10 protein-coding genes and 1 pseudogene are annotated in these 11,180 nt (G+C 61.6%); 3 read left to right on the top strand and 8 right to left on the bottom strand.

Features of this window, described 5'->3' with window-relative positions; all coding sequences use genetic code 11:
• Positions 1–118: pseudogene (locus EOA36_RS38255) on the top strand (DUF72 domain-containing protein); the annotation flags it as partial.
• Positions 119–301: 183 nt separating this feature from the next.
• Positions 302–1,450, top strand: a complete 1,149-nt coding sequence (locus tag EOA36_RS14650; RefSeq protein WP_127278251.1) for a GGDEF domain-containing protein — start codon at positions 302–304, stop codon at positions 1,448–1,450.
• Positions 1,451–1,499: 49 nt separating this feature from the next.
• Here the strand turns inward: EOA36_RS14650 and EOA36_RS14645 are convergent, their stop codons facing one another.
• The 6 genes from EOA36_RS14645 to urtA all read right to left on the bottom strand — a co-directional run bounded on the left by EOA36_RS14645 (position 1,500) and on the right by urtA (position 7,691).
• Complete coding sequence (locus EOA36_RS14645) at positions 1,500–1,676, bottom strand: hypothetical protein (RefSeq protein WP_084636783.1); 177 nt, start codon at positions 1,674–1,676, stop codon at positions 1,500–1,502.
• A 260-nt stretch (positions 1,677–1,936) separates the two neighbouring features.
• Entirely contained in the window at positions 1,937–2,632 is a 696-nt protein-coding gene (urtE, locus tag EOA36_RS14640; RefSeq protein WP_127278250.1) for an urea ABC transporter ATP-binding subunit UrtE, read from the bottom strand.
• A gap of 69 nt (positions 2,633–2,701) precedes the next feature.
• Entirely contained in the window at positions 2,702–3,448 is a 747-nt protein-coding gene (gene urtD, locus EOA36_RS14635; protein WP_127278249.1) for an urea ABC transporter ATP-binding protein UrtD, read from the bottom strand.
• A gap of 6 nt (positions 3,449–3,454) precedes the next feature.
• The gene (gene urtC, locus EOA36_RS14630) at positions 3,455–4,690 is read right to left on the bottom strand and encodes an urea ABC transporter permease subunit UrtC (RefSeq protein ID WP_127278248.1); all 1,236 of its coding nucleotides are present in this window, start codon (positions 4,688–4,690) and stop codon (positions 3,455–3,457) included.
• On the bottom strand, positions 4,687–6,303 hold the full coding sequence (urtB, locus tag EOA36_RS14625) for an urea ABC transporter permease subunit UrtB (RefSeq protein ID WP_127278247.1): 1,617 nt from the start codon (positions 6,301–6,303) through the stop codon (positions 4,687–4,689). The genes urtC and urtB overlap by 4 nt, the downstream gene beginning before the upstream one ends.
• A gap of 107 nt (positions 6,304–6,410) precedes the next feature.
• Positions 6,411–7,691 (bottom strand): urea ABC transporter substrate-binding protein, encoded by a 1,281-nt coding sequence (gene urtA / locus EOA36_RS14620; RefSeq protein WP_245464357.1) that lies wholly within the window; start codon positions 7,689–7,691, stop codon positions 6,411–6,413.
• Between the two features lie 343 nt (positions 7,692–8,034).
• Here urtA and EOA36_RS14615 point away from each other — a divergent pair, with 343 nt between their 5' ends.
• Positions 8,035–8,442, top strand: a complete 408-nt coding sequence (locus tag EOA36_RS14615) for a hypothetical protein (RefSeq protein WP_127278245.1) — start codon at positions 8,035–8,037, stop codon at positions 8,440–8,442.
• 379 nt (positions 8,443–8,821) lie between these two features.
• On the opposite strand, the gene EOA36_RS14605 is transcribed toward EOA36_RS14615, so the two are convergent.
• On the bottom strand, positions 8,822–9,535 hold the full coding sequence (locus tag EOA36_RS14605) for a DeoD-type purine-nucleoside phosphorylase (RefSeq protein ID WP_127278244.1): 714 nt from the start codon (positions 9,533–9,535) through the stop codon (positions 8,822–8,824).
• A gap of 87 nt (positions 9,536–9,622) precedes the next feature.
• On the bottom strand, positions 9,623–11,180 hold a 1,558-nt coding region (locus tag EOA36_RS14600), incomplete at its 5' end, for an ATP-binding protein (protein WP_127278243.1).

Raw genomic sequence — 11,180 nt, 5'->3', positions numbered from 1 at the left:
CGGACCCGCCACCGACGCCCCGGTCCAGCCGCGCGATGTCTTCGTCTACTTCATCACCGAGGGCAAGGTGCGCGCGCCGTTCGGGGCAATGGCGCTGATGAGGCGCGTAAGCGACTGAAAAAGCATCATTCGGTTTCCAGCACCCGCTATAAGTGCGTCGCCTATGCGTTTTGGGCGTAGCAGAGAGCCTATTCCTGGGCATCTTCGCCGTGATCGTAACCTTATCGACACTTCCTTGCCGCATGAATACACCGACGCCAAGCTGCAGAGCTGGAACCGTCGCCGGCAGGGAAAGAGGGGCATGTCGCTCGACTACACTTCACTTCTGCTCGCTGTCGGTTTCTCCGCCGCTTGCCTCAGCCTGACGCTGTTCGGCATGTGGCTGACCGCCCGCTCGGAAAAGTTCCTGCTGACATGGGCGATCAGCCTGGTGTTCGTGGTTGGCGATATTTTCATCTATGACGCCTATATCGACATGCCCGGGCGCCTGCTCGGCATCGCCACCTCGGCGTTCCTGCTGATCGGCTTTTCGGCCATGCTGGGTGCCGCCTATCAGTTCCGCACCGGCGGCTCGCCGCTGCCGCGGGCGCTGTGGGGTTGCGTTTCCCTGGCGATAGCGCTGCCTCCCATGGCTTTGGGCTATGACGGCCTCGGCTTCATGTTCGAGAACATGTTCGCCGCCTTGCTCCTGTTCGCCACGGCGTTCGAATATTGGAGAGGCCGCGATGAGGCGCCCGCCTTGACGATCGGCATCACCACGCTCTATTCGGCCACGGCCACGTCCTTCTCGCTCTGCGCCATGGTTCTCGCCTGGGACGGAAAACTAGTGCTCGGCCACGCGCCAAGCAATTGGGCAGAAGAGCTCAGCCTGATCGTGGTGATCGCCAGCATGACGGGTATTGGGGCACTTTCGCTTGCCCTCAACCAGGGGCGTCTGGCGCGGCACCACCACCGCAACGCCCTGACGGATCCCCTGACCGGCCTGCTCAACCGGCGCGCCCTGTTCGACATGCATGGCCATATTCCGGTCGGCGCCTTTACCGCCGTGGTCGTCTTCGACCTCGACAATTTCAAAGCCATCAACGACGAATTCGGCCACGCGGCGGGCGACGAGGTGCTGAAGGTGTTCGCCAGAGAGTTGGCAGCCAACCTTCGATCGGCCGACGTCGCCGCGCGCATGGGCGGCGAGGAATTCGCACTGGTGCTGAGGCGCACTCTGCCGGAGACGGTCGAGGAATCAGCTGAGCGCATCCGGGCGGCTTTCGCGATGCGGTTGATAGAAACCGAAACCGGCTCGCTCACCTGCACGGTCAGCGCCGGATTTGCGTTTGGCAGCAAGGAGGGCCTCAGCTTGGACAAGGTGCTCAGCGCCGCCGACAAGGCGCTCTACGACGCCAAGCGCGGAGGCCGCAACCGCGTCATCGCCTCGCCATTCCGGCGCGCGAGCTGATCACTCGCATCATGGCGACTCTGTGATTGTTGAATAGCGAAGACTGCCCCTAGGCCGCCATGACGATTTCATTGAAGGCATCGAGGTCGACGTAGAAGACCTTGGTGATCTCCTCGATCAGATCATCGTAGTCGCAGCCCTGTGACCTCAAGATGTTGATGGCGGCGATGATGTCGACACGTTCGGTAAGCCGCCGCTTCTGGTAGTCCTCGACGTAACGTTCCATGGCTGTCCCTTAGCCTGTGTGCCCAAACGCGTTTGAACGACAGAGATCGGGAAGCTAGGAAGCCTTGCTTGCGTGGAACTTGCAGAACCTTCGCCGCGCCTCGATCTGCTATAACCAGACTGATACGGAAGCGGCCGACTCACAAAGCCTGGAAAAGACTAGCATGCGACATCGCGTGTGCCAGAGACGCGGATGATGGATGGAAGAAATATTGGACTTGCCAAGAACTTCAAATCTTCAACTGAAGTCCAGTGCCGATTCTAGACCGTGAGGAATTTGCGAACATCAGCCCGGTCTAAATCTTGCGCCGGGCCGGTGTGGACGATCTGGCCGCGATCCATGATGTTGACCTCGTCGGCAAGCTCTCGGCAGAAGTCGAGATACTGTTCGACCAGCAACACAGCGATGCCGGCCTGGTCGCGCAGATAACGTATGGCGCGGCCGATGTCCTTGATAACGGAGGGCTGGATGCCTTCGGTCGGCTCGTCGAGCACCAGCAGCTTCGGCCGCATTACCAGCGCCCTCCCGATGGCCAACTGCTGCTGTTGCCCCCCGGAAAGATCGCCGCCACGGCGGCCAAGCATCTGCCTCAGCACCGGAAACAGCTCGAAGACGTGCGCCGGCACGTCGCGGTCGGCGCGCCTCAAGGGCGCGAAGCCGGATTCGAGGTTTTCGCGCACACTGAGCAGCGGAAAGATCTCCCTGCCCTGCGGCACGAATGCGATGCCCGACCGGGCGCGGTCATACGCCGCGCTCCGGTCGAGCGCCTTCCCCTCGAAGGCAACGCTTCCGCTCGTCAGCCGGTGATGGCCGACGATCGATCTCATCAAACTTGTCTTGCCGACGCCGTTGCGGCCGAGCACGCAGGTGATCTGGCCGGCAGCCGCCTTCAGCGACACGCCGCGCAGCGCCTGGGCGGCGCCGTAATGGAGCGTGGCATTGGAAACTTCGAGCATGTCAGCGCCTTCTCCAAAACCGGAGAAACGACATGTCGAAATGATGGAATTGCACCCGCCAGACCATGCTCATCTCCCCAAATAGACTTCGACGACGCGCTCGTCGGCCGATACGAAATCGAGCGTCCCTTCGGAGAGCACCGAGCCCTCATGCAGGCAGGTGACCTTGACGCCGAGCTCACGCACGAAATGCATGTCGTGCTCGACGACGATGACCGAATGGTCACGCGCGATGTCCCTGAGCAGCCGCGCGGTTTCCTCGGTCTCGGCATCGGTCATGCCGGCGACCGGCTCGTCGACCAGAAGCAGCTTCGGGTCCTGCGCCAAGAGCATGCCGATCTCGAGCCACTGTTTCTGGCCGTGGCTGAGATTGGCCGCCAGGTCATGACGCTTGTCGCCCAACCGGATGATGCCAAGAATCTCGTCGATCCGTCGCGTCTCGGCGGCCGATTGGCGGTGGAACAGCGCCGGGAAGATCGAGCGCGGCCCCTTCAGCGCCAGCATCAGGTTTTCCTCGATCGTGTGGCTTTCGAAGACGGTCGGCTTCTGGAATTTGCGGCCGATGCCCATCATGGCGATCTCGGCTTCGTCATGCCTGGTGAGGTCCACCTGGCCGTCGAAGAACACTTCGCCTACGTCGGGTCGCGTCTTGCCGGTGACGATGTCCATCATCGTCGTCTTGCCGGCGCCGTTGGGGCCGATAATGGCGCGCATCTCGCCCTTGTCGAGCACCAGTGACAGATTGTTGATGGCGCGAAAGCCGTCGAAGGAGACCGAGACGCCATCGAGATAGAGGATGGTGTTGGATTTGCTCATGGCCGCTTACTCCGCCGCCTGCGGTTCGGGATCGGACCACGACCATTCGCCTGGATTTCTGGCCGGCGAGCGAGCAGGCTTCGAGGTGGCGGATGCGACTCTCACCTCGGTACCGGCTTCGTCAGCGAGGGAAGCCGCGCGCAACGCCCTGGCATTGCCGCGCCAGCTGTCCCACATGCCGATTATGCCCTTCGGCAGGAGCAAGGTGACGGCGACGAACAGGCCGCCCAGCGCGAACAGCCAGAATTCCGGCAGCACACCGGTGAACCAGGATTTGCCGGCATTGACGAGCAGCGCGCCGATGATCGGCCCGACGATGGTGCCGCGTCCGCCCACCGCCGCCCAGATCACCACCTCGATCGAATTGGACGGTTCGAATTCGCCGGGATTGATGATGCCGACCTGCGGCACGTAGAGCGCGCCGGCAATGCCTGCCATGACGGCCGAAACGGTGAAGGCGAACAGTTTCACGTTCTCCGCCCGCCAGCCGAGGAAACGCGTGCGGCTCTCCGCGTCGCGCACGGCCATCAGCAGCTTGCCGTATTTGGAGCCGACGATCGCCCAGGTGATGAAAACGGCGAGCGCGAGCATTACCGCGCTGGCCGCGAACAGCGCCGAACGGGTCGCGTCGGCCTGCACGTTAAAGCCCAGAATATCCTTGAAATCGGTGAGCCCGTTGTTGCCGCCGAAGCCCATGTCGTTGCGGAAGAAGGCGAGCAGCAGCGCATAGGTCATCGCCTGGGTGATGATCGAGAGATAGACGCCGGTGACGCGGCTGCGGAAGGCGAACCAGCCGAAGACGAAGGCAAGCAGGCCGGGCATCGTCAGCACCATGATTGCCGCGAACCAGAAATGGTCGAACCCGGTCCAGAACCACGGCAATTGCTTGTAGTTCAGGAACACCATGAAATCAGGCAGGATCGGATTGCCATAGACGCCGCGCGAACCGATCTGGCGCATCAGATACATGCCCATTGCATAGCCGCCGAGCGCGAAGAAGGCGCCGTGGCCAAGCGAAAGGATGCCGCAATAGCCCCAGACCAGATCGAGCGACAGCGCCAGCAGCGCGTAGCAGAGATACTTGCCGGTCAGCGCGACTATGTAGGACGGCACGTAGAAGGCGCTGGTTGGCGAAACAGCCAGGTTGAGCAGCGGCACGATGACGGCCACCGCCAGCAGGGCGAAAATGGTGATGGCGATGCGGCGGTCGGCACCCGCGGCGAAGAAGCGTCCTGACATCATGCTTCCACCGCCCTGCCCTTGAGCGCGAACAGGCCGCGCGGGCGCTTCTGGATGAACAGGATGATCAGCACCAGCACGACGATCTTGCCGAGCACGGCGCCGGCATAGGGTTCGAGAACCTTGTTGACAATGCCGAGCGAGAAGGCGCCGACCAGCGTGCCCCAGAGATTGCCGACACCGCCGAAGACGACGACCATGAAACTGTCGATGATGTAGCCGCGGCCGAGATTGGGCGAAACATTGTCGATCTGGCTGAGCGCGACGCCTGCAATACCGGCAATGCCGGACCCCAGCGCGAAAGTCAGCGCGTCGACCCACGGCGTCCTGATGCCCATCGAGGCGGCCATGCGCCGGTTGGCGGTGACTGCGCGCATCTGCAGGCCCCAGGGCGTGCGCTTCATCACGTAGAGCAACATGCCGAACACCGTGAGCGCGAACACCAGTATCCACAGCCGGTTCCAGGTGATGGCCAGTTGTCCGACGTCGAATGAGCCGGACATCCAGGACGGATTGCCGACCTCCTGGTTGGTCGGTCCGAAGATCGAGCGCACCGCCTGCTGCAGGATCAGCGATACGCCCCAGGTCGCCAGCAGCGTCTCCAGCGGCCGGCCGTAAAGAAAGCGGATGACGCCGCGCTCGATGATGAGACCGACGAATGCCGCAACCAGGAAGGCAAGCGGCAGCGCGATCACCAGCGACCAGTCGAACAGGCCGGGAAAGGACGTGCGGATCACCTGCTGGACGACGAAAGTCGTGTAGGCGCCGAGCATCACCATCTCGCCATGCGCCATGTTGATGACGCCCATGACGCCGAACGTGATCGCAAGCCCGATCGCTGCCAGCAGCAGCACCGAACCCAGCGATATCCCATACCAGATGTTCTGGCCGGCATCCCACAAGGCCAGCGTCGAATTGATGTTTGCGATCGCAGCCGTCGCCGCGTCCTTGACCGCTCCAGAGGCGTTGGCCTCGACCGAGGTGAGCAGCGAAACAGCATCGCGGTCGCCGCGCGCACCGATCAGGGCGATTGCGGCGAGCTTGTCTGCGTCGGGCTTGTCTGAAACCAGAATGGAAGCGGCACGCGCCTGTTCCAGCAAAGCCTTGACGCTTGCCACGCTTTCACTGGCGATGGCTGCGTCGAGCGGGCCGATATTGGCGGCGTCCGGTGTCTTGAACATGGTGTCCGCGGCGGCGATGCGGACCGTCGGATCCTTGGAACCAAGCGTCAACGTGCCCAATGCATCGCGGATCGTGCGGCGCAACGTGTTGTTGACGCTGATCTTGGTTATGTCGTCCTCGGAGGCCTCGCCTGCTGGCTCGCCGCTCAGCGGGTCGAAAAGCTGGACGTTTTCGTCGCCTTCCTTGCCGACAAACACCATCGAGTCGGCCGTACGAACGTAAAGATTGCCGTCCGCCAATGCAGCAAGCGGCCGTTCGACAGCCGGATCGCCTGTGGCCGTCAACTCTTGAACGACAGCTCCTGTTTCGGAAAAGTCCGTTACTGTCGCGAATTTGGCGATGATGGCACGCAGATCGGCTTCCGCAGCGCCCGAAGACGACAGCGTCGTCAGCAGGAACAGAAGCGTCAGGCCAATCGCGTGGAGAATCTTCATCGGCTTTCGGTGACCATTGAAGGTTGAAGTTGGCGTCCGGACAGTGGAGGAACTGTCCGGACGCGCGCGGTCTTGGGCGTGGACCCGAAGGTCCAGCCCGGGGAGGATCAGTTCGTGCCCTTGCCGCCGCACTTGCCGGTTTTGACGTTGAAGTTGCCGCAGCTGAGCGGCGCGCGCCAATCGGAAATCAGGTCCTTGGAGTCGGGCAGGTAGTCGGACCATTCGTCGCCCATCACCAGGCCCGGTGTCTTCGAAACCGTTTCGAATTGGCCATTGGCCTGGATTTCACCGATCAGCACCGGCTTGGTGATGTGATGGTTCGGCATCATCGTCGAATAGCCGCCGGTCAGGTTCGGCACCGAAACGCCGACCATGGCATCGATGACCTTGTCCGGATCGGTGGTGCCGGCCTTTTGAACCGCCTTCACCCACATGTTGAAGCCGATATAGTGGGCTTCCATCGGGTCGTTGGTGGTGCGCTTGTTGTTCTTGATGAACTTGTGCCAGTCGGCAATGAACTTCTTGTTCTCGGGCGTGCTGACGCTCTCGAAATAATTCCAGGCCGCAAGATGGCCGACCAGCGGCTTGGTGTCGAGACCGGCAAGTTCTTCCTCACCCACCGAGAAGGCCATGACCGGGATGTCTTCGGCCTTGATGCCCTGGTTGCCGAGTTCCTTGTAGAACGGAACATTGGCGTCGCCATTGACGGTCGAGACGACGGCGGTCTTCTTGCCGGCCGAACCGAACTTCTTGATCGCCGAAACTTCGGTCTGCCAGTCGGAAAAACCGAACGGCGTGTAGTTGGTCATGATGTCTTCGGCCGCGACGCCCTTGGACTTCAGATAGGCTTCGAGGATCTTGTTGGTGGTACGCGGATAGACGTAGTCGGTGCCTTCCAGCACCCAGCGCTTCACCGAGCCGCCGTCCTTGCTCATCAGATAGTCGACGGCCGGAATGGCCTGCTGGTTTGGAGCCGCACCGGTGTAGAACACGTTGCGCTCGCTTTCCTCGCCCTCATACTGGACGGGATAGAACAGGATGTTGTCGAGCTCGGAGAACACCGGCAACACCGATTTGCGCGACACCGAGGTCCAGCAGCCGAACACCGCCGCGACCTTGTCCTTGGAGATCAGTTCGCGCGCCTTTTCGGCGAACAGCGGCCAGTTGGAAGCCGGATCGACGACGACGGCTTCAAGCTTCTTGCCGAGCAGGCCGCCCTTGGCGTTCTGCTCGTCGATGAGCATCAGCATGGCGTCCTTCAGCGTCGTCTCCGAAATCGCCATTGTGCCCGACAGCGAATGGAGAATGCCGACCTTGATCGTGTCGTCGGCAGCCCTGGCCGGAGCGGATATCATCAAACCGGCGGCGACCACGCCCGCCGAGACCATTTTTGTTATTGTCGAGAAATTACCCCTCATACCGAAGACTCCCAAGCTGGTTGATTGCACCGCAACACTACGATGCAACCCCCGTGCCAACCGCTGCCGGCTTGCTGAAAATAGCAAACTAACCGAACGTTATCAGTTAGTTGATACATTAGAATGAACACAGATAAGAGAGCCGGTTAAAAAATGATTGAGGGAAATTTGCGCAGCGCACGAGGCGTATGCCTAATTTTAGCTCATTTTTGACACGTGCCTATATTTTGACCTTGGCGCACGTGTCGCGGACGACAAATGTTGCGGCGCGGCACGAAAATAGGGCAAGCTTGTCGTTCAAACGGACGACGTCATGACATCAGGCATTTCACGCATATTCATCGGCATTTTGTCTGTGGCGGCGGCAACCGGAGCGGCACGAGCCGATTTCAGCGATGGCAAGATGCCCGATGGCACTTATCACTGCGAAGTCTATCTGCTCGGCCTGTTCCTCAACCTCGGCGACATCACCATCAAGGGAAACGCCTACACAGGCCCCGTCACCTTCGGTACCGCCCAACAGGCTTACAACTATCAGATGGATGCAAACGGTGTGATTTCGTGGCTGGGCCCGCTCGGCGGCTATACCGCCGGCGGCAACGCGCTCTCGATGACCCAGGCAACCCTGGACGGCCAGAACCCGCCCTCCTTCGACATCATCATGAAGCAACCCGACGGGGCCTTCACCGCCTCGACCTGCACCAAGGGAGGCAATCAGTAGGCCTTCGCCTCCCATCGGGGCTGCCTTGGGAGTCTGCACGTCTGCCGTGTCATCTGGATGTTGCCGAAACTGGATAGGCAGCGGTGCGCCGTCACATCCACCTCGAGAGGCCGACACCATGGCCAATTCCCCGTCTTCATCCTCCCCCTTCATTCGCGACGCTTCAACTCGGGAAAGCCGAGTGTCGAAAGAGCGGCGACCGCATGTGTTTCGCCGGCAAACAACGAGCCGACAAAGCTGCCGCCGGCGATCAATGCGCTGGATGCAAGGCTGCCTTTCAGGAGCGTGCGGCGCGAAACGCGCTCGGCGATGACGCGTCTACGACAAGACCCACGCCGCCGCCGATGGCTATGAAACAACGATCGTTGCGCGAGGCCGCCTAGCGCGCTTCCGTGGCAATTTCGAGCGCCAGGCGGCTCATGTCGGTGAAAAGCTCCTGGCGTTCGGAATAGTCGGTCTGTTCGCCGGTGAGCAGATTGTCGACCACGGTCAGCAGCGATAATGCCCTCGCGCCGAAATGCGCCGAGATGCGATAGAGAGCGCTGGTTTCCATGTCTACGGCCAGCGCTCCGAGCGCCCTGGCGTCGGCATAGCGGGCACGTGGGTCGGGATGGTAGAATATGTCGGTGCAGGCTGTCAGGCCGGCGTGGTGGTCGATGCCGAGTTCGGTTGCCTTGGCCAATGCGCAAGCGAGCAGCGCCGGATCCGGGCCGACATCAGCCTCGTAAAGGCCAAAGACCCGGCCGTTCTCAGTGTCTTCAGGCCGTGCCGATTGCGAGATCACAAGGCTGCGCAGCTTTGCCTCGGCGCTCAGGCCACCGCAGGTACCGGTGCGGATCAGTGTCCGAGCGCCATAATAATCAAGCAATTCATGCGCATAGATCAGGAACGATGAAACACCGATACCCGTCGCCTGAATGCTGATGGGCCTGCCTCGAAACGAGCCGGTAAAGCCAAGCGCACCGCGACGACGATTGACACAACGCGGCGTGTCGAGGAACGTGCCGGCCATCCACTCCGCGCGCTGCGGGTCGCCCGGCAACAAAATCGTGTCGGCGTAGTCGCCCTTGCTTGCCTCGATGTGTGGCGTCAACAGCTGCTCCCCCAAGCCCGCCTGCTATATTGCCAATAATCATGGCGTTGTTACCGCGTTGTGCAAGGGGCGCGGCATTGGAAATACCTAAGATTCAAGCACATCCTTGACGATCGTAGCCAGTTGCTTGAGCGAGAACGGTTTTGGCAGGAAGCCGAAATGCGCCTCCGCCGGCAGGTTTCTGGCGAATGCGTCCTCGGCATAGCCGGAGACGAAGACGAACTTGATGTCCGGCTGGCGTTTGCGCAATTCACCGAGCAGCGTCGGCCCGTCCATTTCCGGCATCACTACGTCGGAAACGACGATATCGACCTTGCCGCCGAGCGCTTCGAACACTTCCAGCGCCTCGACGCCGGAGGACGCCTCGTGGACGGTGTAACCACGCGAGGTCAGTGCCCGCATGCCGCCCATGCGCACGGCGTCCTCATCCTCGACCAGCAGTACCGTCGCCGACCCGGACAGGTCCTTGATGCTATCGGCCAGTTTGACTGCCGCGGCGGCCGGTGCTTCACCGGGTTCGGCCGCCTTTTTCGCTTCCGCGATGTGACGTGGCAGGAAGATGCGGAAAGTCGATCCCTTGCCGACTTCGGAATCGCAGAAAATGAAACCGCCGGTCTGCTTGATGATGCCGTAGACCATGGACAGACCGAGGCCCGTACCCTTGCCGACCTCCTTGGTGGTGAAGAACGGCTCGAAGATCTTCTTCAGCACGTCGGGCGCGATGCCTGAGCCGGTGTCCTCGACCTCGACCACCACATAGTCGGCGGCCGCGAGTTCGCGATACGGGAAGGTCTTGGACTCCTCGGCGGTCACGTTGCGTGTGCGCACGGTGAGATCGCCTCCCGCCGGCATCGCGTCGCGCGCGTTGACCGCCAGGTTGACCACCACCTGCTCGAACTGGCCGATATCGACCTTGACCGGCCACAGGTCGCGGCCGTGGTCGACCTTGAGCTTGATGTCGTTGCCGACCAGCCGGGCAAGCAGCATCCTGAGATCGGCGAGCACGTCGGTGAGGTTCAGCACTTCCGGCCGCAGCGTCTGCTTGCGCGAGAAGGCCAGCAACTGCCTGACCAGCGAGGCGGCCCGGTTGGCGTTCTGCTTGATGTTCATGATGTCGGGGAAGGACGGATCCGACGGCCGGTGATTGGTCAAAAGCAGGTCCGACGCCATGATGATGGCGGTCAGCACATTGTTGAAGTCGTGCGCGATGCCACCGGCGAGCTGGCCGACGGCCTGCATCTTCTGGCTTTGCGCCATCTGCCCTTCGAGCGCCTTTTGCTCGGTCGTCTCGACGGCGTAGACGATGGCCGATTCCTCGGCCCCTTCGCCGCCGGTACCGTCGGCGACGGCATTGACGTAGAAGCGGATGTGCCGTTCTTCGTTGCCGGGCAGCACGGTGTCGATCGGTTCGATATCGGCCTGCCGCTGCCGGGCTTTCTCGAACGCCGCGGCAAAGGCCGGCCGGTCGCGGTCATGGATCACCGTGTCGAGCCGTACGCGGCGATCCACGGCATCGCGGTCGACGACCGAGGAAAACAGCGACAGAAAAGGTGCGTTGGTGCGCAGGATGCGTCCGCTGGCATCGACACCGGCGATCGCCATCGGCGTCGAATTGAAGAAGCGGGTGAAGCGCACTTCCGAAGCG

It is taken from the genome of Mesorhizobium sp. M8A.F.Ca.ET.021.01.1.1 (genome assembly GCF_003998025.1).
In the GTDB taxonomy this organism is placed as follows: domain Bacteria; phylum Pseudomonadota; class Alphaproteobacteria; order Rhizobiales; family Rhizobiaceae; genus Mesorhizobium.
This window is presented reverse-complemented; position numbering and strand designations above follow the sequence as displayed.